General features: G+C 45.7%; 18 protein-coding genes. 10 read left to right on the top strand and 8 right to left on the bottom strand.

Features of this window, described 5'->3' with window-relative positions:
* Positions 1-212 precede the first annotated feature (212 nt).
* Both QUA88_RS08570 and QUA88_RS08565 read left to right on the top strand, forming a co-directional pair.
* Positions 213-1139, top strand: a complete 927-nt coding sequence (locus tag QUA88_RS08570; RefSeq protein WP_333260485.1) for a DMT family transporter — start codon at positions 213-215, stop codon at positions 1137-1139.
* Between the two features lie 163 nt (positions 1140-1302).
* Complete coding sequence (locus tag QUA88_RS08565) at positions 1303-2160, top strand: Hpt domain-containing protein (protein WP_333245547.1); 858 nt, start codon at positions 1303-1305, stop codon at positions 2158-2160.
* Positions 2161-2271: 111 nt separating this feature from the next.
* On the opposite strand, the gene QUA88_RS08560 is transcribed toward QUA88_RS08565, so the two are convergent.
* Complete coding sequence (locus QUA88_RS08560) at positions 2272-2646, bottom strand: hypothetical protein (RefSeq protein WP_333057411.1); 375 nt, start codon at positions 2644-2646, stop codon at positions 2272-2274.
* Between the two features lie 500 nt (positions 2647-3146).
* Between QUA88_RS08560 and QUA88_RS08555 the strand changes: the two genes are divergently transcribed.
* From QUA88_RS08555 to QUA88_RS08545, 3 genes are all read left to right on the top strand, one after another.
* A complete protein-coding gene (locus tag QUA88_RS08555; RefSeq protein WP_333260492.1) occupies positions 3147-5669 on the top strand; it encodes an ATP-binding protein in 2523 nt (840 codons plus the stop codon).
* Between the two features lie 123 nt (positions 5670-5792).
* The gene (locus QUA88_RS08550) at positions 5793-7256 is read left to right on the top strand and encodes a CIA30 family protein (RefSeq protein WP_333271219.1); all 1464 of its coding nucleotides are present in this window, start codon (positions 5793-5795) and stop codon (positions 7254-7256) included.
* A gap of 132 nt (positions 7257-7388) precedes the next feature.
* Complete coding sequence (locus QUA88_RS08545) at positions 7389-8267, top strand: sugar ABC transporter permease (RefSeq protein ID WP_333271216.1); 879 nt, start codon at positions 7389-7391, stop codon at positions 8265-8267.
* A gap of 239 nt (positions 8268-8506) precedes the next feature.
* Here QUA88_RS08545 and QUA88_RS08540 read toward each other — a convergent pair whose 3' ends face one another.
* Complete coding sequence (locus QUA88_RS08540) at positions 8507-9208, bottom strand: DUF4079 domain-containing protein (protein WP_333057407.1); 702 nt, start codon at positions 9206-9208, stop codon at positions 8507-8509.
* Between the two features lie 355 nt (positions 9209-9563).
* Positions 9564-10211: a YHS domain-containing (seleno)protein gene (locus QUA88_RS08535; protein ID WP_333232092.1), complete on the bottom strand. Its 648-nt coding sequence runs from the start codon at positions 10209-10211 to the stop codon at positions 9564-9566.
* A 407-nt stretch (positions 10212-10618) separates the two neighbouring features.
* On the opposite strand from QUA88_RS08535, the gene QUA88_RS08530 reads away from it, so the two are divergent.
* The 3 genes from QUA88_RS08530 to QUA88_RS08520 all read left to right on the top strand — a co-directional run bounded on the left by QUA88_RS08530 (position 10619) and on the right by QUA88_RS08520 (position 13565).
* On the top strand, positions 10619-11230 hold the full coding sequence (locus QUA88_RS08530; RefSeq protein ID WP_333056107.1) for a cupin: 612 nt from the start codon (positions 10619-10621) through the stop codon (positions 11228-11230).
* Between the two features lie 203 nt (positions 11231-11433).
* On the top strand, positions 11434-12888 hold the full coding sequence (locus QUA88_RS08525) for a HAMP domain-containing sensor histidine kinase (protein WP_333056106.1): 1455 nt from the start codon (positions 11434-11436) through the stop codon (positions 12886-12888).
* The gene (locus QUA88_RS08520; protein WP_333056104.1) at positions 12885-13565 is read left to right on the top strand and encodes a response regulator transcription factor; all 681 of its coding nucleotides are present in this window, start codon (positions 12885-12887) and stop codon (positions 13563-13565) included. The genes QUA88_RS08525 and QUA88_RS08520 overlap by 4 nt, the downstream gene beginning before the upstream one ends.
* Before the next feature lie 93 nt (positions 13566-13658).
* Here QUA88_RS08520 and QUA88_RS08515 read toward each other — a convergent pair whose 3' ends face one another.
* Positions 13659-14078 (bottom strand): DUF6335 family protein, encoded by a 420-nt coding sequence (locus QUA88_RS08515; RefSeq protein WP_333056103.1) that lies wholly within the window; start codon positions 14076-14078, stop codon positions 13659-13661.
* A gap of 238 nt (positions 14079-14316) precedes the next feature.
* Positions 14317-14523, bottom strand: coding sequence for a hypothetical protein (locus tag QUA88_RS08510; RefSeq protein WP_333056102.1), 207 nt, complete (start codon positions 14521-14523; stop codon positions 14317-14319).
* A 165-nt stretch (positions 14524-14688) separates the two neighbouring features.
* Between QUA88_RS08510 and QUA88_RS08505 the strand changes: the two genes are divergently transcribed.
* Positions 14689-15102 (top strand): peptide chain release factor 1, encoded by a 414-nt coding sequence (locus QUA88_RS08505; RefSeq protein ID WP_333056101.1) that lies wholly within the window; start codon positions 14689-14691, stop codon positions 15100-15102.
* A gap of 248 nt (positions 15103-15350) precedes the next feature.
* Here the strand turns inward: QUA88_RS08505 and QUA88_RS08500 are convergent, their stop codons facing one another.
* From QUA88_RS08500 to infC, 3 genes are all read right to left on the bottom strand, one after another.
* Positions 15351-15827, bottom strand: coding sequence for a Crp/Fnr family transcriptional regulator (locus tag QUA88_RS08500; RefSeq protein WP_190660410.1), 477 nt, complete (start codon positions 15825-15827; stop codon positions 15351-15353).
* A gap of 121 nt (positions 15828-15948) precedes the next feature.
* Positions 15949-18996 (bottom strand): HEAT repeat domain-containing protein, encoded by a 3048-nt coding sequence (locus QUA88_RS08495; RefSeq protein ID WP_333056100.1) that lies wholly within the window; start codon positions 18994-18996, stop codon positions 15949-15951.
* Between the two features lie 107 nt (positions 18997-19103).
* Entirely contained in the window at positions 19104-19640 is a 537-nt protein-coding gene (gene infC / locus QUA88_RS08490; RefSeq protein WP_006635262.1) for a translation initiation factor IF-3, read from the bottom strand.
* Positions 19641-20057: 417 nt separating this feature from the next.
* On the opposite strand from infC, the gene QUA88_RS08485 reads away from it, so the two are divergent.
* Positions 20058-21080, top strand: a complete 1023-nt coding sequence (locus tag QUA88_RS08485) for an alpha/beta fold hydrolase (RefSeq protein WP_333232087.1) — start codon at positions 20058-20060, stop codon at positions 21078-21080.
* Positions 21081-21092 lie beyond the last annotated feature (12 nt).

Below are 21092 nucleotides of genomic sequence, written 5' to 3'. Positions count from 1 at the left end.
ATTTCTTGAGTATAGCAATTTTTCATTTGGCGATCGGGCTTTTTTAACGAACCGCGAAGGCGCGTTAGCGATGCGGCGCGTTAGCGCTAAGACGCGAAGGAAGAGAGAAGAGGAGAGGAGAAGAAGAGAAGAGAAATTATTCATAATTTGTGCGAAAATTGCTTTGTAAATTTTCCCAATGCCCTGTTTAGCCAATGCCCAATGCCTAAAAAATGAATCTTCCGAAACAAACGCCTAATTGGTCGATCGCCCTAGTATTAATTATCGGCGTTTTAGCCGTCTCAACTTCCTCAATCTTAATTCGGCTGGCTAACTTTTCAGCAGGGGCGGGCGGTTTGGGTTTCAGTCTGGTGCTCGCGGCCTCTCGTCTGACTTTATCTGCTTTAATTCTGCTTCCGGCTTGGCGAAAAATTCAGTGGAACACCCTGCAACCGGGAGCTCGGCGCTATGCTGCGGCTGCGGGTTTGTGTCTCGCCCTGCATTTTGCCCTCTGGATTACCTCACTTTCTTATACTTCGATCGCCGCCTCGACAGCCCTTGTCACCACTAATCCTGTCTGGGTAGCGCTTTTGTCGCGTTTCTGGTTCGGCGAAAAACTCAGCAAAATGTCGATCGCTGGCATTACTATAGCCCTGACTGGGGGAATGGCGATCGCCCTTGGAAGTGCGGGCGCAGCTAATGCTGGCAGCAGCCAACTGCTGGGCGATTTCCTTGCTCTGGCTGGTTCCTGGGCTGTCAGCTTGTATTTGCTGCTGGGGCGGGAAGCTCAGCGCCGGGGACTGGGAATTGGTGGCTATATCGCGATCGCCTATACTATTGCTGCGATCGTCCTGCTGCCTCTCCCCTTCGCCTTCGGCACTACTTATACTAATTACCCCGACATTGTATATTTTTATATTTTGTTAACGGCAGCTTTGCCTCAGTTAGTCGGCCACACCATTTTGAACTGGGCTGTAATGCAGATTTCCCCAACTCTGGTAACTCTTGCCATCTTGTTTGAACCGGTGGCGGCGAGTTGGTTGGGTTATTTGCTGTTTGGGGAAATGCCGGCGCCGGCGGTACTCGCAGGTGCTGCGGTGCTGTTGTTGGGTGTAGCAACCGCTACCGTCGGAGCCAAAAAAATTACTGTCAACACTTAAGAGTTAAAAGTTTTCGACATTGCCACTACAGTTGCCGTGAGTCAGAATAAAACAAATCAGGGCTTAAAAACAAAAATAACTCGTCAGTTAAATATCAGTTCCAAACTATCAAATGTCTGACTAATGACTAATAATACTCGGTTGCCTTTAGGAGAATAAAATTATGCTGCCAGAACAACTACAGCGGATCATCGGCTACTTTATCGAAGAAGCCACAGAACAGATCCAAATTATCGAACCAGGCTTGCAAGATATCCAAAACACCCTGGCAGATCCCCAAAGAATACACCAGCTCATCCGAGCCTCGCACTCGATAAAAGGGGGAGCAGCTATGCTCGGATTTAGCAGCATTCAGCGCATGGCTCATCGGTTGGAGGATTATTTAAAGCTGCTGAGAGAATGTCCGATCGCCATTGATAGCAGGCTACAATCGCTCTTAACCGAAGTTTTTGATATTTTAGCCGCCCTCGTGTCCAAGGTTTCTAAGGGTTTTGGGCTCAAGCACGAAGACGCAAACCAAATGCTATCCATCGCCGAACCAGTTTTTGACGAACTCGACGCTTACCTGAGATTGCGAATTCCCACTCGCCTGACGGTGAGAGCTACTACGGACGAACATATTCACGTTTTCTCCGGTTACTGCACCTCCCTGAGCGAATTTTCCTCGACTATTGCTTCGCGCGTCGGTTTGCTCGGAGGCACTATTACCCGCCACGATCAGGATAGCCAGGGGATACGCCTTTGTATTGACATTTACCTGCCGCCTTACACCAGGATCGAAAACATCCGCCAAGCTGTCGAACTCTCCGGCGCTATTATCGGGAATGTTCAGACGCAGCGCGACTTTTCGCTGCTGGCGACTGGAGATTATCCGCTTTACCAAAGTGCGATCGAACCTCCCGCAATTTGCATCGGATGCCGCTACTATTACGGCAGAAGCGACGGGGGCTACCTGCTCAACTGCACGATCCATCCCCGCGGCCCGGAAACAGATGATTGTCGCGATCGCGAACCGGAATAACCGCTGAAAACTCAGCCCTCGGAAGCACGATTTGCCTCTCGAAAAAATCTTCGGAAACCCATATTTTCCCTGATTTTTTTCACATTACCCCCTGCCATTTTTTTTAAGTTTTTAGACAACTACATCCTTCTTCCTTCGGAAATATCCCCTAACAACTGATACCGCAACTCGAATTAATTGCATCATGCTTGCAGGATGAGCGATCGCCCAGACATTGATTGTCAGACAAGTGATTGCCATAACTAGCAAGATGTATGTCGGAGGCATTACTACCCCGATCGCGAACCAGGTAAAAACGTGAAATATCATTGCTGTAGCCCAAAGGCTGGCGACAACCACAGACGCCCAAATTTGCATTCGAGGTCGGTTTAGTCCTGTCAAAATCGCTGTCTGCAAAGTAGTCAGCAAGTTTGCCGGAACTAAAAAGGCACAGATAGCTATGCAGTAGGTATGAGAAAATTCAGTAACTGTATTGAAGTCGAGCATCAGTCTAAATGTCTGGCCTGTTGGGTATACTTAAAGAGCTTAGCGTGACTTGACTTTCATATCTTGTCACCCTTACCTTAACTTAATATTTCAGTAAGTAGGCCGTTCTGGAGACGCATTTCTCTCCCCCTTTTCCAGCAGGGAAAATTTTACCACAAATATTAAAGTTTTGGAAAATTATTAAACATACTTGAAGAATCGCAACAATTGCTATGATAATTAACATCGGGAAGCGATAGTATATAGGAGCCAAGTCGGTAAAATTTATAGAAAGCTGAGGCTGGTCTCACAGCAACAAATACTGCAGGCTGATTTTCGACTAAATCTTTTTTGATTCGCTGATGATCGGATGATTGATTCTTGATTGATTCTCAGTGTCCGTCCAGGGATCGATCCGTTATGCGATCGAACAATATGAGATTATCATAGAAAAGCCACTTGGCTCTCAAATCTCAAATCATTAGAACCCTCTCGACATTTTACAGCGGAAGACAAAGAAAATGGATCTACAAATCACAATTCCCGCACTCGAAGAAGTTGACTTGACAAACTGCGACAGAGAACAGATTCACATATCGGGGCTGATTCAGCCACACGGGGTGCTACTTGTTGTACGAGAACCTGAACTAGAAATACTGCAAGTCAGTGAAAATACGCAAGATTTGTTAGGAGTAGAGCCCGAAAGTGCGATCGGTCGAAATTTGAGCTTATTCTTCAATAGAGTTCAACTCAAAAAACTCAAGCTTTGTTTGTGTAATGAAAACTTAAAAACCGTTAATCCCATTAAACTCTCTGTCATAAACAAAGGTAAATATTTAGAATTTGACTGCATCCTCCACCGAGTAGAAGAAGTATTGATGGTCGAGTTGGAATTGGCCACCAGCCCAGAAAATCTTTCAGTTTTTAGTTTTTATCATTCAGTGAGATCTACTATCAGCAAAATTCAAAGCGCCAAAAATCTCAAAGAATTATCTCAAATAACTGTAGAAGAAGTCAGAAAAATATCGGGTTTTGATAGAGTTATGGTCTATCAATTTGACCACGAAGGCAACGGCGCTGTAATCGCTGAAGACAAAGCAGAAATGCTGAGTCCTTTCTTAGGATTAAACTACCCAAGTTCAGATATTCCCAAACAAGCCCGACAACTGTATGCGTTAAATTGGCTGAGGTTAATCCCAGATATTAATTATCAACCAGTCCCCCTTGTTTCAGGAAATAATGCTCTCACGACCCAGCCGCGAGACCTGAGTTTCAGCGTATTGAGAAGCGTTTCTCCCATTCACATAGAATACCTGCAAAATATGGGCGTTGCAGCTTCGATGTCAATCTCGTTAATCAAAGACAAAAAACTGTGGGGATTGATTGCTTGCCACAACTATACACCAAAATACCTCAACTATGAATTGCGCGCCGCCTGCGAATTTATCGGGCAAGTAATGTCCTTAGAACTGCAATCAAAAGAAGGAAACGAAGACTACGACTACAAACTACACTTAAAATCCATTCAAACCAAGATTTTTGAAGACATATCCACGTCCGACAACTTGTCAGAAGTGTTAGTTAAATGTCAGCAGAATTTGCTAGAAGCAGTCAACGCCCAGGGAGCCGCAATAGTATTTGGAGACAAGTGCTATCAAGTAGGGCAAACACCTCAAGGAGAAGCGCTCAAATACTTAACTAATTGGGTGCAAAATAACCTCAAACAAGAAATTTTTTATACGGACTCGCTCACCAAATGCTATCCAGAAGCTGAGGAATTTAAAGACACAGCCAGCGGGTGTTTGGCCATAGCAATATCTCCGACTCAGAAAATATACGTTTTGTGGTTTCGCCCGGAAGTAATTAAGACCGTAAATTGGGCGGGCAACCCCAACAAACCAGTGGAAACCGATGAAGATGGCAACCCTCGACTGTCTCCTCGGAAATCCTTCGAGCTGTGGAAAGAAAATGTGAGGTACAAATCGTTGCCTTGGAAACAATGCGAAATAGAAGCTGCATTGGAACTGAAAAAAGCAATGATTAATATAGTGCTGTGTCAAGTCGATAAACTCGAAAAATTAAATACAGCACTAGAAGCATCAGTCGCCAGAGAACGGGAAAAAACTGCTCATTTAAAAACAGCGATGTCCGAGCTGAAGCGGGCGCAGACTCAATTGGTGCAAAGCGAAAGAATGTCAAGCTTGGGACAGTTGGTGGCGGCAGTAGCTTATGAAGTCACTAACCCGATTAACTTCATCTACGGCAATCTTAGCTATGCTAATGAATACAGTCAAAAAATGATCAATTTATTGCAGCTTTACAACCAGCACTATCCGTCGCCTTCGCCAGAAATTGAAGCACAAATAGAAGCAGTAGAATTAGAGTTCATAGTTGAAGACTTACCGAAATTGCTGGGTTCAATGAAAGTAGGAGCTAACCGCATCCGCGAGATAGTTCAGTCGCTGCGAAACTTCTCTAGAATTGACGAAGCAGAGATTAAACCAGTTGACATTCACGACGGATTGGATAGCGCTTTGTTGATTTTGAGTAATCGACTAAAACCGAAGCCCGATCGCCCCGCAATTCATCTCATCAAAGAATATGGTTCTCTGCCTTTTGTTGAGTGTTACCCAGTTCAAATCAACCAAGTATTTATGAATGTACTGGCAAATGCCATTGATGCTCTCGAAGATGCCTTTGTCAACAATAACTTATCGTCGCACGGCGGGGACAAAGAAGAGCCAGTTAAGTACGGACAAATTCGGATTGTGACTGAACTTTGTCCGGGGAAAAAAGCCGTAGCAGTTCGGATCGAGGACAACGGTTGGGGCATGGAAGAAAAAGTGCGCCAGAAAATTTTTGAGCCGTTTTTTACCACAAAACAGGTGGGCAAAGGTGCGGGGATAGGTTTGGCGATTAGCCACGAAATTGTGCTAGAACAACACGGTGGCAAATTGACTTGCATTTCTGCCCCCGGAGAGGGTACCGAGTTGATTATTGAGATTCCCTTGAGCCAAACTCACCCCACACCCATTGTCAAGTGAAAAAAAGTCCGCGCTAGCGAATCTATCCCAAAGGCTAGGAAATCGCCCCAATTCAAAAATCGAAAATTAGATTAAAATACAAAAGCAGCTAAGTAGATTTGAGCCAATTCAGAGGAAGCTAGTATGACTGAAAAAAAAACCGCCCAATGGGATGCCGGCCGGTTTCTCAAAACCTTGGCTTATTTCGGCGTCATTCCCTTCATTGGCAGCATTAGCTGGCTGCAACAACTCTTTGGAAGCAGCAGCAAAACTAAAAAAGACCAACCCAAACTGATACTGGTAGCCGGTGCTACCGGCGGCGTCGGGAAGCGAGTTGTCAAGCGGCTGCAACAGCGGGGATATAGAGTGCGAGCCCTCGTCAGAGATGCTAAAAGAGCAACAGAAATTCTCGGCAAAAATGTCGAATTAGTCGAAGGAGATATCACTCTCCCAGAAACCCTAACACCGCTAGTAACCGAGGGCATAGAAGCAGTTATCTGCTGTACTGGCACCAAAGTTCAACCAGTAGAAGGAGACACTCCAACGCGGGAAAAATATTATCAAGGCATCAAATTTTATATGCCGGAAGTTGTGGATGTTCCCGAAATAGTCGAATACAAAGGCCTCAATAATTTAGTGCAAGCCGTTCGCCGCCAGCTAATTAAAGCAGGCGAAAAAATAATTTTTGACTTCACAAAACCCAGCCAAGATTTAAAAGAAACTTGGGGTGCGCTAGACGATATCGTGATGGGCGGCACTAGCGAAAGTTCGATCGTACTTACAGACAATACAGCTATCTTCACAGGCAATGTTTCTACTGCCAACTCGGGCGGCTTTGCTTCGGTGCGTACCCGCAACTTCGATCCTCCCCTCAATCTCGCAGGATTTAGCGGTCTCCAACTACGTGTCAAAGGAGACGGCAAGCGCTACAAATTGATTGTTCGCAGCGAAGCTAAATGGGATGGAATTGGCTATTGCTATTCGTTTGATACTGTTTACAATATCTGGATTACTATCACTGTTCCCTTTGATGAGTTAATCCCAGTATTCCGCGCCAAAACTGTCAAAGATGGCTCTAAATTTGATGCCAGCACTATTTTTTCTTTTCAGTTAATGTTGAGCAAGTTTGAATATGATGGCGCGCTCAACCCGAAATTTACACCGGGTATTTTTCAACTGGAGTTAGAATCTATTAAAGCTGATGGGGGACAGACTTTGCCGCGATTTGTGATGGTGAGTTCGGCAGGAGTTACCCGCCCTGGCCGACCGGGAATTAACTTGGAAGAAGAACCGCCTGCTGTCAGGATGAATGATATGTTGGGGGGGATTTTGACTTGGAAGTTGAAAGGGGAGGATTGCGTGCGATCGAGCGGCATACCTTATACTGTTGTCAGACCTTGCGCTTTGACAGAAGAAGCGGGAGGCAAAGCTTTAATATTTGAGCAAGGAGACAATATTAGGGGCAAAGTCAGTCGGGAAGATATTGCAGAATTGTGCGTGGAGGCTTTGGAACAACCGCAAGCTTGCAACGTTACTTTTGAGGTGAAAGAGGGGGAAAATGCCAGTTCTCCGGGAGACTGGCAGGCTTTGTTTTCTGGAGTTAAATAAGTGTTAATCCCTTATTACTCGGCGGTTGAAACCGCGTCTACACAAACGAAGTCTGCCTCCGCAGACTAAGAGATAACTGGTTCCCAGGCTCGGCCTGGGAACGAGTAATAACTAATAACTAATAACTAATTTATGCCTTTGACTTTTTTGCGACGAAACCTGACTCCTTATTTGTTTTTGCTACCTGCTTTATTTATTTTGAGTTTGACTGTTTTGTGGCCTGCGGTACAAGCTTTTTATTTGAGTTTTACCAACTACGAATATGATTTAACTCAAATGCCGCAGTGGGTGGGTTTAAAGAATTTTGAGAGGTTGTGGGGCGATCGAGTATTTTGGCAAACTTTGACGAATACGCTGCTGTATCTCACCTGCGTTGTGCCTGTATTGGTTGTTCTACCGTTGGGAATGGCGATTTTGTGCAACCAAAAACTTAAGGGGATGAACTGGTTTCGTGCAGCCTACTACACGCCGGCGGTGATTTCCATGGTTGTCGCTGGGATTGCTTGGAAGTGGCTGTTTGCTGAGACTGGACTGCTGAATCAGTTGGGGGAATTGTTGGGTTTACCTCCTGTTTCTTGGCTGGCTAATCCGAAGTTAGCAATCTTTAGCGTCATGGCAGTTACTATCTGGAAAGGATTGGGCTATTACATGGTAATTTATTTGGCAGGGCTGCAAGCTATTCCGGCAGAACTTTATGAGGCGGCTGCTATTGATGGTTCTGATGGTTTGGGAAAGCACTGGGATATTACTGTGCCGCTGATGAAGCCGTATTTAGTTTTGGTTGCGGTAATTTCGGCGATTTCTGCTACTAAGGTTTTTGAAGAAGTTTATATTATGACTCAGGGCGGCCCTCGCAATAATTCTAAGACTGTTGTTTATTATCTTTACGAACGGGCTTTTAAGGATTTGGAAATTGGCTATGCTTGTACGATCGGGCTGGTTTTGTTTTTGCTAATTTTGGGTTTGTCGATTTTGCAAGTTAGTCTTCAGGGTTTGACTCGCAATGATTAAGATTGGTGACTGATTGGTAGTGAGTGAGATATTGCAACATTCTGATCTCAAGAACAGGCAAGATGCCTGTTCCACAATACATCACATCTTAAAAACAGGCAAGATGCCTGTTCCACAATACATCACATCTTAAAAACAGGCAAGATGCCTGTTTCACAATACATGAAATTTCTTGTGGGGTGTCCCGCCCTTCTAATTTATACTAATTTTAGACTTGAATCTCAAAGTAATGCGATCGCTCACGGTTTTGGGCAGGTCTTATTGGTGAAATCACAGGTATAAATATAGGGTTTCTGCCAGTTAAGAGGAATTTCTAATAAATCCCTGGTTCCGGTCATTCCCTGTCCCAGAAAGAGCAGCACGGCGATCGAGTTCAAGATGACATGGATAGTGCGCCAGCGATTTGAACGGTCTTTGTAAATGTCTTCAATGATGGCAAGGGAAAAAACCATAATTAGCGCAGCGGCGATGCCAATGTAGTAGTGAGACCAATACCATTCATTGGTTCGCCGATAAACGCCATCCTGAGTGCCAAGAATCACCAAACCCGTACCTGTTAGGGTCGAAAATATGCCGCGCCATAAAGCGGGTGTCGCTCGATATAGCATGACCAAAGAACCCACAGTTGCAACAAACATCAGCACAATGAAAATGACCTGAAACGAGTTTTTGCTCCAAACATCCTTGCTCAAAATATGCTCAAAAATCGGGTAGGCTAGACCCACCAACGTCACTCCTACCACAGAACCTGACAGAATTCGACCTGCTTTGACGTGTTCTGAACCGACTACAGGTGGAATTTTGCTCTTGGTGTCGATCGCAATTTGCTTGCGACGCTGCATAGTTTGCCACGCCATATTGAGAACAACACCAAGCATAGGAAAAACAATCGCTACAGCTAAAATAGGATGCAGCAAACCCAGAAAATCTTTAAATTCCATAGATCACCTTTTTCTTGAGGAGAGTTGGCTTCATTAACCCGGTTTTTGCGATACATAATATCATATCCGGCGATCTAAGCACAGGAATTTGGTAGTCAGGACTAATAGTAATTGTTCATCGGCATAGATACAACTGAAGTCCTGACTACCAACACGCTTTATGAAGGATAAGTCACCCAATATTTTGCTCGCTCAGAAAATATAGCAGTTGTCAATTGTGTGAGGTACAGCTTGTTAAGGAATGAGAACTAAATAACTTCCACTCTTGAAAGTGGGATGGGCGTCCCGCCCGTCCAAAACGGACGGACGGGACGCCCATCCCACAAACTTGTGGAAGTTATTTAATTCTCATTCCTTAGCGGAACAGTTCTTTGTTATTCAGAATAGCAGGCCAATTTTTGTTTCCTGAAGCAATGTGACCAGGAATATCCCCCATCCACTGTGCTTGTACTTTCTTGTCGTAGTTGAGATAAAGCTTCCCATTAACGATTTTCCAGGCGTCAGGCTGAGTGACAACAAGATGCCCTTCACTGGTTCCCTGGGCGCAATATCCACCGTATTGAGGAGCATACTTTTCAGGATTTTTAGCAAACATATCACGGTTTGCTGCATTAGCAAACATCCAAGTTGTTCCACCCCAATTATGTTTAAATTGGCTAACTCCCATAACTAATTTGCTTTGGGTGAAATAGGCTACAACATCCTGACCATCAAGAGCCACACCTTTTTCGGTGTAAAATTCAGGATGAACGGTTGCTGTGCTGCTTTTGCCCGCACAAGGATTGGCTTTACCCGCACAAGGATTGGCTTTACCCGCACAAGGATTGGCTTTACCAGCACAAGGATTGGCTTTACCCGCACAAGGATTGGATTGTGCAACCTTGGATGAAACCGTTGTAGAGTTTGAGTTTGTTGATGCCTTGAAGTTGCCGTAGCTAACATTAGTTGTTACCAAACCGAGAATGGCGGCAATGGCGATCGTAGTAATGTATTTTACTTTCATGTGTCTAATTTCCAGATAAATTGTTAGTAATTCCACGCCAGATGTTTGCTTGAGAGTTCTTGCTCTCTGGGAATTATGCTGGCTTGTTGTTGTCCTCAAGCTTTGAGGTTATTTACATTAATGCTCAAGAAAATGAGTGCTAGATGAGGAAGAGATGGATGAGAGATAAAACTCTGAATACTTTATACGTCCCTTTATTCAGCAAAAATTCATCGGGAAATTAGGAACGCATCATCTAGTTACCCGGAATTTCTTATAGAGTGGAGATTAACCCTGACTATCCTTAAGAGTCCTTGATACACTCTTGGCTTAGCAACCGGGTTTCTTGCTAGATATCTGGTTTCTCAACCCAAGATTGCTGATGAGAAACTTAGTAGTGCAGTAATTTAATCGCGAGTTGAGAAATTATGACAGGAAAAGACTGGTTAGTGACTGATGATGGACAGTGCAGTATTTTTGAGGCTACAAGTCAAATTGAAGATTTGACTCATCCCTACCGACTTTACCGCTTTTTAACTGACTTGGAAGATGTATTAGAGCAAATTAGTGATGATTATTTACGACTCCAGGCAATTTGTCCCCTTGTCCGCAGGTTGTTAGATAGTTCTTCCTGGTTTCAAATTGCTCTCCTTGAGCCTGACTCTGAGACAGGCTGGGCCGTACAAACACTGTATGATGAACCATTTTTTCCTCTGACGGTGCAGTTGGTGGCTTGGGCTCCGGGTGCTGTTTCTCCGATTCACAATCATGCCAGTTGGGGACTGGTGGCGCTACTTGATGGACAGGAGAAAAATACTTTTTGGCAGCGATCGCCAACTCGCAAGTTTCCCGATAAAATCACAACAGTGGGCGATATTTTGCTTGCCCCTGGTGACGTTTTGTGCTTAATGCCAGATGCGATTCATCATGTGGAAGCACTGGGAGATCAACCAACCATTAGTTTTAATCTTTATGGTGTAACAGATTACGATCGACGATTTGAGTTTAACCAGATTAAAGGTACTGCGGAAAACTTTTAAGGGTGCATTCTAATGATTTTTTGGAGCTATAGTCCTAGACGCAATCATACCAAATAAACCGGGTTTTTTAGCGAATCTCCTGGCTATAACGAAGGATTTTCGTAAAAAAACCCGGTTTCTGACTGTACAGTGCGTCCAGGAACAATCTAGTTGGAATTTTTCCTAATTTTAATGCTTAAGTCTCCTCGCTACCTGACGATATAATGAAGCTCATTCCCCAATTTATAGTCGCTATCAACCCTCTCACTGGCAAGCGAATTTCCACCTCTTCGCTTCAGTTTCGCCTGACACTGGAATTGCTGGTACTCTCGATTATAGGACTTAGCAGTGTGGCATTTTGGGCCGGCTGGCAAAGGTCGCAAAATTTAGTCGGTGCCCATAAAAAAACCCTGGAATACATTGGAATACGCTTTCCCGAACAGGTTGAGCTTTATAGTGAAATGGGTTCACTAGAAATTGGCTTAACCCGAAGCGTCCATAAAGCTTCCACAGGAGGAATTATGGTGTGGGTGAAGCGAAATGATGGGATGCTTTTGGTGAATTCACCTGATATGGATCTGCAATCTTCTAAGATTACGAAGATGATCTCGTTGACCGAAGTACCTGCTGAGCCTACTTTTGTTCAGGTGGGCGATCGCTATTTGGTGATCTGTAGCAGAACTCTGAGGATTAAAAATGAGTTACTGGGTACGGTATATTTCTCTCAAGATATCACTGATGAGCAACGTCAATTAAATGATGGGATTCGCAGTCTAATTGTTGTCAGTGTTGTGGTAATCTTAGTGTTAATGTTGGCCATCGCCAGTCGCATTCGTCATGCTCTCCATCCTTTGGAACATATGAGTCAGGTAGCTAGCACTTTGTCTGCTGATAATTTGCAGGCGGCAAAACTCCAACTGCATCAGGCTCCTGATGAGATTTTAGGACTAGCACAAACCTTTAATGAGATGTTGTTTCGCTTATCTGGTTCCTGGGAGCAACAACGCCAATTTGTCGGTAATGTTTCCCACGAATTACGCACTCCTCTGACGGTTGTAGTTGGTTATTTACAAAGTTTGCTGCGACGCAGCACTAACTTAAGTGACTATCAGCAACAAGCACTGGAAACAGCCGTTGGGGAAACTGAACGCACGATTCGGATGTTAGAAGATTTGCTGGATTTGGCAAGGGCTGATAGTGGCAACTTGCACTTTCGTTTGAATCCGGTGATGCTGAATACTCTGGTGGCTGAGGTTGCCCAGATGAGTCAAAAAGTTAGCAATCGAAAAATTATTTTCGTGTCAAATGATGAGGATGTTGTAGCCTGTGCGGATCAGGATCGTTTACAACAGGTGTTAATTAACTTAGTCGATAATGCAATCAAGTATTCTGCTCCCGAACAACCAGTTGAGTTAGTATTAGAAAAGAGGGAACAGCAGGTGATGATTCATGTGGGCGATCGCGGAATTGGTATTTCTCTCCCCCATCAAAACCGGATTTTTGAGCGATTTTACCGGGTGGATGAGTCAATGACGCGCTCTAGAGACGGTACAGGGCTGGGATTGGCGATCGCCAAAAGCCTGATCGAAGGCATGGAAGGACGTATTACGCTCCGATCTAAACCGGGAGAAGGTAGTATTTTTACTATCACCTTACCTGTCTGGAATCCGCAGCTATGAGCGATCGCATACTCCTTGTTGAAGATGACCCTAAACTGGCAAAGTTCATCGAATCTGAACTTAGTCTTGAAGGATATCACGTCACTGTCGCCCCAAACGGATTGGATGGATTAACGATCGCTCGTGATGCTCAAGCGGATTTATTAATTTTAGATTGGATGCTTCCCGGCATCTCTGGATTAGACATCTGTTTAAGGTTGCGATCGACTGGTGTTCAAGTACCAATAATTATGCTGACAGCAAAAGATGAAGTACCCGATCGCGTGACGGGATTAAATGCTGGAGCCGATGATTATGTTACTAAGCCTTTCAGTATGGAAGAACTCCTCGCGAGAGTTAAAGCACGTCTGCGCCGATCTCAAGCAAATGACCCGGATAATTTACAATTTGAAGACCTAATATTGAACGGTTTAACCCGTGAAGTTTATCGAGGCAGTCAACTAATTGAACTCACTGCCAAAGAGTTTGATTTGTTAGAATTTATGCTGCAAAATTCCCGTCAAGTCATTACCCGTGACCGAATTTTAGAAAAAGTTTGGGGTTACGATTTTATGGGAGAGTCAAACATTATTGAAGTGTATATCCGTGCGTTACGGATTAAATTAGAAGCAAGTAACTCAAAACGCCTGCTGCATACGGTTCGGGGAGTTGGATATGTGTTGCGAGAGCAAAAGTGAGGAGGGGCGGATTTACAAATACTTCGGATATGAAGTATGGATACTGGTGAACCCGCTCCTATTATACTATCTATTTTTTTGTAAAAAATCGACCTAGAAATCCGGTCGTTCCTGATAATCTTCCGCAGAACTCGGGTCTAATTCCCACCGGCTTTCATCTCGATGTTCCAGCATATCTGTTGTGTGCAAAATAGCCCCATCCGGCATCTCTATGCCCGCAGCGGCTCCGAGTTCATCAACCATATCCAGGTCTGGAGTAGGCGCGGTTCCGCCCACAGATTGCTCGCCCGTGGCACTTTCTTGTTCCGCAGCCGGATCGCCGTCCTCGCCGCCGATTTGGGAAGTGGAAGAGTATTCCGAACTGCTGTCCTGCAGAGTTGTTATGTCGTCTTGGCTCACTCCCGGTTGATCGATGACGCCTGTACCGTAAGATTCGGTAATTTCTTGAGGCAATTCGCCCAAATTATCACCATCTCTTGTTGTTTTTGCGTTGCGTTCCTTTTGCTGTGCCACGAGACTTGCTCCTGTTTGTTTTTGAACTCAATTAAATTAAAAATGTCCGAATTTCGCTTGAGCTGAATTATTTTTAGTAATTGCCAATGGCTATCATTAAATGACATTGTAATTGCTATTTAAGCTTTTAGCTTCTATCCCAGGAAATATATTGATTCTGAGCAGCTATTTCATTGGGAATACAAAAAGCGATCGCCCGTTTGATAAGGGCGATCGCTTTTTAATGGGGATGTTAATTCTATTCGGGAAAATCAGGAATTACCCATTTGGGGGGTTCCGTCCGTTTCCTTCTCACCGCTTCCTCTGCTATTTCTAGCATTTTATCCAGAGAAGTATTTTCAATAAAGTTGGACGTTGCTTCTGCGTATTCCCGCTTCGGGCACTTGTCGCCCAGAATGCAGCCATTGACGCAAGCTACAGCACAATCGACAGTGTTCTCCACCATAACTTTTTTCCTTTCGCGGTTCCAACAATTAATAGGCAGGTACTCTGGGTGAATTTGTCAAGAGACTGCTCTATATCTTTATTTTACTTCACAAATTGTCATCAAAGGTCGATCGCCAGGGCAAAACTGTTATAAAATCAAAGCAACCTACCTAATCTGCCGATCGTGAACAATTTTCTGCGGCGCTTAAAACTTTTACCTTGGCGAGAAATGCTGCAAATTTCCGCCCTCGTCAACTCAATCGTGATTGGAGTGGAGCTATTTTTAGCCTGGGGTTTCACGCAATCGCGGCCAATCCGCAACGTCGTGACGCTTCTTTACGGCTCCTCCCTCGGGACATTGATACCTTTCGTTGCTGCACTGGGAATGGGAGCTTTAGCAGTGTACTTTTTAGAGTATTGGCAACAACAATTTTTGCTCAACCGAATTAGTTTGTGGGTTTTAGTTTTCTGCGTGCTCTTGGGTTTGGTGTTAAAGTCATTCCTACCCATCCCTCCTTTATTAGCAAGTTTATCGGAAGCTGCACTCATCGGAGTTACGGTGGGAGTTTTTTGGAAGGGCCGACCTTATTGGCGATAGTCATGCCATTTTAGATTTTAGTTTTTAGATTTTAGTTTTTAGATTTTAGTTTTTAGATTTTAGATTGGCTATGACTGATGAATATTCGGGTTTGGGGGTTGTCTATAGTTACATTTTTTTTGTAAATATAGTATGAGGTGCAAATAGCGGACACTAGCCAGAAAAATTGTGCGCTATTGGCACCTTACAGAAGATAAATTGTGCAGAATTACCGATCGACTAAAAACACAATTCTCAATTCCCCAATTTCATCGCATTTCAGGAACTCTCACAGTCTCTGTAGGAGGCATCATCGCTTCTTTAGCATTCAACTTTTGATTCAACTCCCGAATCCGGCGCGACAGCAAGCGAATAATATTCACCGCAATTCCCGGCGTTTCATCAATCGCATCGTATAGCTGCATTTGAGTCAGCATCAAACACTCGGATTGTTCGAGAGTAGAAATAGAAGCCGATCGAGGTTCTGCATCAAACAGCGACATTTCCCCGAAACAAGCCCCCGCTTTCAACTGTGCCAAATCCCGATCGCCTATATGCACCCGCACCGTTCCCGATACCAAAATATAGAGAGATCGACCTTCTTGTCCTTCCGTAAAAATCCTGTGCTTAGAAGGAAATGAAAGTTCATCCATTACCGATGCTAGACGCACGAGAAAATCATCCCGCAGTTCCTTAAAAATCGGAACCTCCCTCACAAACAATAGGCGTTCGACGCTTGTTAACATAATGAGATGCAATGATTAATTTAAACTTAAACAAAGGAAGAGGAAGAGGCATTGGGCATTGGGCATTGGGCATTGGGCATAGTTTCTTTTTGTTCCCTCATCCCTCTTCCTTCTTCCTTCTTTACCTTTTCCCCCCAGCACCCAACTCTGCCATCATTTCTTCAACTTGAGCGGATACCAAATTATCGGGGTCATTTTGCAGCCTGGGCAACAATTCGACCAAAGCCCGCGGCGAGGCTATTTTCAAATAGGCTAACACTGCTTCGCGGACAAAACCCGTCGGGTGCTGCAGACAGACAAGAGTTTGTTGAGCCGTAAGACTCCAGCGCGCTTGTCTCGCCAAGTGAAAGCAGCAGGCCAAGGCCCAATCGGAAAGGAAGTGGCGCAATTCTAGCAAGCGGCGCAAACGATCGCTAGGCGCTAGAGGTTTGTAAACCATCAATTCCGAGAGGTTGCTCAATTTTTCTCTTTCCGAGTGTTGGTCTAACAAATTGATGAGCGATCGCTTCCTAGCTATATCCACAGTATTATCGAGAATTTCCAATCCCCTCGCAACCAAAGAAGGTTGGCCAGAAGCGATGTTGAAAGCAGCGGCTTGTACCGTGTCCAGCGGATAAAGAAACTTCATCAGCAAAAAACACCGCTCCCTAGCATCAGCTTCCAATCCCGCCAGAGCCCGCTGCAACAATTGAGCCGTATCGTTCCCAGGTGCTCCGGTGCTGTTGGCTTCCCGATCCGAGAAATTGCCGTAGGTTGTTACCCCAGAAAAATCTACTAGAGCTGCATAAATTTGACCGATAAACATTAACTCCTGTTCGATAAGAGTTTCCAAGCCGCTACGGCCGATGCGGTCTAGAACCCCTTCTATCCCCGCTTCCGAAGGCATTTTCAACAGGATGCGGAGGATATTGCGCCTCGTCGTTCCCCAAGCCGTCATCAAATTGCTCACCAAAATGTCGATCGCCTCATTTGTCCCAATTTGACCCAGAGCCGTCCAAGCTTGCAACCTGACCAAATCCGACTTGTGGATATCCTCAGCCAAATAAACGAGCAAAGGAATGGCATCGTTGTGAAGTTTGACTATAGCCTGCAAAGCCGCTTCCCTAGTCGATTTGTAACCAAGTCCGCGCAACAGCGAAGGATAATATTCTTCCGAATGAGTAGACGAAATCACGTCTAACAGAGCGCAGCGCACTCGCAGAGATTCATCTTGCAACAGATTGGGGATATGCAGCCGCAGTCCTTGCAAATAATCAGCTTCTCCCAGAGCCCGCGTCCCCATAACACGTTCCCGCTCTTGTTTGTGCGTCAGCATTTGGCGCAGCGTATTAGTAGCCTCTGCCTTTTGCAGGCGATCGCCCCTTCTCATAATTAAAGCAGCAGCAGTCCCCCGCACCACCGGATCGACCGTCGGCTGCAAGTAAGGCCGCAAGCTCTCAATATTCGGTTCAGCTTCCGTCAGCCAGATGTAGCGCAAAGCCAAGGCCAGAACCTCCGGCGGCAAGGATTGCTGCGAGAGTGCGCGGACTGATTCTAAATAGGCGGGGTTCGGGTGTTGCAGCATCGTTTCCAAGCTCTGGCGCTGCAAACCAGGGGACAGCGAATCGAGGAGGGGAGCCAGAACTTCTCCGACATTTTTGGGGTCAATTTGCGTCAGGAGTTCTATGCAAGAGCGCTTTTCATCTTCGCCCCCCGGCTTTTGTAGAGTTTCCACCACTGCGCGCTTGAGAGCTTTGAGGTCAACGTCTGTGACGCCCAAGCGCCCCCGCTCCGCACTTTTGACCAACAAACCCACGTATTGAGAGCGGATCAACCATACGACAAACACCCACAACAGTGCCAATATGACGATCACGCCAATAAATATCAAGCTTTGCTGGTCGTGAAATACATTTTCGTCTTGCTGGGGGAGTATCTTGCCTGTCACCCACAGCATAATCAGGATGCCTACTCCTGTAGCTCCGCAGGACAAAGGTTCGCCCACACCGTTGACCAGAGTTTGAATGCCCGATCGAATATTGTCGGGAATCGGTTGAAATAAAACCGGGCTAACAGTTTCCAAAAGCGTGTAGTGCAGCAGTTCGTCTAAAAATCTCAGCAATATTAGCCCGATGAACACAGATACTAGCTGGCCGAGAGAGGCTCCTATGGTCAGCACTCCGAGTATAGCGATGCCCGCCGGCAAAATCATCGCCGTCACGAATACACCGATTCTTTCCACCAACCGGCTCGAAGCGAACCACTGAGTCGCCACTTGAAACAGGCCTTGTATGCCTTCATAAATGCCCAAGAAGCTAGCGATCCAGCTAGCTCCGTCCCCCGGGTTTTGGTATTCTAGCTGGCTGTAGAATTGGAAATCTACCAGCACGTAGACGACTTCTGCGAGGATGAAAAAACTGACTAGAGGTACGGCGTATTTTTGAAGTGGGCCTGTAACTTTGCGGGCGGTAAATTCTTCTTGGTCGTCGTCTTCATCATCATCATCCGTCCAGTGAGCCGTTTCCGGGAATGCTTGGCTGTATTTTTCCGTGAGGTAGTACAGCAACACCGAGCCGATCGCCACCATCAACCCCGATATGAGGGTAACGTTTTTGAGTCCGACTACGTACAGCAAAACAGGCAGAGAAAATCCGCTGACTACTCCAGCTACTAGATAGCCGCTACTGACTAGCGGATAGGTGCGCTTGATTTCTCTAATATTAAACAGTTGGTTGGAAGTGATAGAAGTATTAAGGTCGTTGAGGACATAGCAAGCTTCTACCCACAGCCACATCAAAAAAATAGTAATAAAAGCGATGCTGACGCCAGCTATCTTAGTATTTTCGTAGCCGATCCCGAATCGAAATAAAAATAGCGGTATCGACATCATTGCCAGAACAACCACTACGGTGCGCCTTAGCGGCAGGATTTTTTGCAGCCACGAGTAGACAAATCCCAAGCCAGAACCTATAAACGCGCTGGCTATATAAATCCAGGGCATTTTGTCTGCACCAAATTCATCTAGAAAAAGACCTACTGTGCTGAGTTCCAGCCAGATCAGCCCGACGGAGGTTAGAGTGTAGACGAGGAACATCAGTACGGTTCGCTCTACTTCTTCCGATCGCAGGTTGAGCGATCGCAGCACTCCTTGTCTTACTCCCGCCGAACCGCTGATTTGAAAATTTTCCATGCAGCGTTGATTTCCCTGTGTGGTAGCTTATTCCTGACTAACTTCCGAAGTCATCAGCTATCAGTCACCAGTTTATGACTGATGACTGCTCACTAATGACTATCTATTTATACTTTCTTTGGCGACAGCAGCATCATCATACTGCGTCCTTCTTTTTTGGGGGCTTGCTGCACTTCTGCGATTTCCTGCAAATCTGTGGCCATGCGCTTAAGCAAGTCCTCTGCTAGGTTGCTGTGTTGGATTTCCCGACCTCTGAACATGATCGTGGCTTTTACTTTGTCCCCAGATTTGATAAAGCGGTCTGCTAGTTTGAGGCGCACTTGGTAGTCGTGTTCTTCAATTTTGTAGCGCATCTTCACTTCTTTAACATCGGCAGTGTGCTGCTTCCGCTTTGCTTCTCGCGCTTTCTTTTCCTGCTCGAATTTGTACTTCCCATAGTCCATTACCCGGCATACGGGCGGGTCAGCTTTGTCGCTGACAAGTACGAGATCGAGTTCTTTTTCTTCGGCGAGGCGCAGCGCTTCTGCAGGTGTCAATATCCCTAGTTGCGCGCCGTCGGTATCGATTACCCGGATTTTGGGGTATCGAATATTTTCGTTGATCTGGGGTAGGTTGCGATTTTGTCTTCTTTCAATCACAGGCATGAATGGTTTTACAAGCAGTAGTTTAATAGCGAAGCTTCTTGATAGTTACAGGTTTGAGCGGTCAATTTTTCACGATTGACGATCGAACTGTTTTATAAGGTGTTACCCTTACCGGACGTACTACCGCGCCCTGTGCCCCCTCCGCTAAAGCCTTGGGGAATATTTGGACGATCGTAAATGAATTCTTACAATACTTGCTATTCTACTCAGTCTGGCTGAGTTTCTGCCTAGTTTTATTTTAACTTCACACACGATCGCCCGCTCCCAGGCCCGATCGATGACAAAACCGTCAAAAATTCAGGGTAAAAGTTGAAGGATGAGGTACAACCGCTTTTGCTAGCCCATCTCCCCCGGTCTGGCAACTCCCCCAAGTCGCCTGATTTGCCTTGTAGAATAGGTATAACCAAGTGTAAATTTATGTTGCGAGCTGAGGCAAAATTGACAAATTCTCTGCTGTGGCACCAACGGGTGGGAACTCAACGAGACTGGATGTGGCGGGGCTGGCAAACTCGCTACACTTATTTGCGGCCCGATAGGGTACGAAATCAAGGCGCGCTGGAATTTCAAGATTCTGGGGCCAAACCAATGGCCCCGCGCGCATCGGGAACGCCGATTATTTTACTGCACGGGTTTGGAGCTTCGATCGGACACTGGCGACAAAATCTCGCCCAACTCGCCGAAAACCAAACGGTTTACGCCTTGGATTTGTTAGGGTTTGGCGCTTCCCAAAAAGCTCCGATCGACTACTCTGTCTCTTTGTGGGTCGATCAAGTTTATGATTTTTGGCTAACTTTTATCAGAGAGCCAGTAATATTGGCAGGAAACTCGATCGGCTCACTAATTTGTCTGGCCGTAGCGGCGGCTCACCCGGACATGGTGGCCGGCACGGTGATGATTAGCCTCCCAGACCCCTCTGTGCGAGCCGAGGCGGTGCCTGGATGGCTGCTTCCGGCGATCGAAACGGTTGAAAGTTTGTTTGTTTCTCCGATCATACTCAGGCCTCTGTTTTATTTTGCCCGCAAGCCTTCCTTTGTCCGTCGCTGGGTTGGCTTTGCCTACTCCAACCCCGAAGCTGTCACCGACGAATTAGTTGAAATTCTAGCAGGGCCAGCGGGCGATCGGGGAGCAGCCCGCGCCTTCTGCGCTTTATTTAAAGCTGTAGGGAGTACACAATTTTGCCCCAGTGTCAAGACTGTGCTGCGAAATTTAACAATCCCCATGCTGTTAATTTGGGGCAAACAAGACCGGATGATTCCCCCTCGGTTCGCCCGACCCCACCAATTTGTCGAATGCAACCCCAATTATTTAGAGCTAGTTGAATTAGACAATGCGGGCCACTGTCCCCAGGATGAATGCCCGGAACAAGTAAATCAAGCCATTTTGAACTGGATGAGCCGGAATTTTGCACCTATGGGCGAGAGCGAATTGCAGCACTGTTGATTAGACGTCAAC

This window comes from Microcoleus sp. D3_18_C2 (assembly GCF_036702395.1).
Classification (GTDB): domain Bacteria; phylum Cyanobacteriota; class Cyanobacteriia; order Cyanobacteriales; family Microcoleaceae; genus Microcoleus.
This window is presented reverse-complemented; position numbering and strand designations above follow the sequence as displayed.

What these genes read in the sequence shown, in the direction of transcription:
- QUA88_RS08570 (WP_333260485.1), top strand. Translation starts at nt 213, where the DNA reads ATGAATCTTCCGAAACAAACGCCTAATTGGTCGATCGCCCTAGTATTA.
- QUA88_RS08565 (WP_333245547.1), top strand. Translation starts at nt 1,303, where the DNA reads ATGCTGCCAGAACAACTACAGCGGATCATCGGCTACTTTATCGAAGAA.
- QUA88_RS08560 (WP_333057411.1), bottom strand. Translation starts at nt 2,646, where the DNA reads ATGCTCGACTTCAATACAGTTACTGAATTTTCTCATACCTACTGCATA.
- QUA88_RS08555 (WP_333260492.1), top strand. Translation starts at nt 3,147, where the DNA reads ATGGATCTACAAATCACAATTCCCGCACTCGAAGAAGTTGACTTGACA.
- QUA88_RS08550 (WP_333271219.1), top strand. Translation starts at nt 5,793, where the DNA reads ATGACTGAAAAAAAAACCGCCCAATGGGATGCCGGCCGGTTTCTCAAA.
- QUA88_RS08545 (WP_333271216.1), top strand. Translation starts at nt 7,389, where the DNA reads ATGCCTTTGACTTTTTTGCGACGAAACCTGACTCCTTATTTGTTTTTG.
- QUA88_RS08540 (WP_333057407.1), bottom strand. Translation starts at nt 9,208, where the DNA reads ATGGAATTTAAAGATTTTCTGGGTTTGCTGCATCCTATTTTAGCTGTA.
- QUA88_RS08535 (WP_333232092.1), bottom strand. Translation starts at nt 10,211, where the DNA reads ATGAAAGTAAAATACATTACTACGATCGCCATTGCCGCCATTCTCGGT.
- QUA88_RS08530 (WP_333056107.1), top strand. Translation starts at nt 10,619, where the DNA reads ATGACAGGAAAAGACTGGTTAGTGACTGATGATGGACAGTGCAGTATT.
- QUA88_RS08525 (WP_333056106.1), top strand. Translation starts at nt 11,434, where the DNA reads ATGAAGCTCATTCCCCAATTTATAGTCGCTATCAACCCTCTCACTGGC.
- QUA88_RS08520 (WP_333056104.1), top strand. Translation starts at nt 12,885, where the DNA reads ATGAGCGATCGCATACTCCTTGTTGAAGATGACCCTAAACTGGCAAAG.
- QUA88_RS08510 (WP_333056102.1), bottom strand. Translation starts at nt 14,523, where the DNA reads ATGGTGGAGAACACTGTCGATTGTGCTGTAGCTTGCGTCAATGGCTGC.
- QUA88_RS08500 (WP_190660410.1), bottom strand. Translation starts at nt 15,827, where the DNA reads ATGTTAACAAGCGTCGAACGCCTATTGTTTGTGAGGGAGGTTCCGATT.
- QUA88_RS08495 (WP_333056100.1), bottom strand. Translation starts at nt 18,996, where the DNA reads ATGGAAAATTTTCAAATCAGCGGTTCGGCGGGAGTAAGACAAGGAGTG.
- infC (WP_006635262.1), bottom strand. Translation starts at nt 19,640, where the DNA reads ATGCCTGTGATTGAAAGAAGACAAAATCGCAACCTACCCCAGATCAAC.
- QUA88_RS08485 (WP_333232087.1), top strand. Translation starts at nt 20,058, where the DNA reads ATGTTGCGAGCTGAGGCAAAATTGACAAATTCTCTGCTGTGGCACCAA.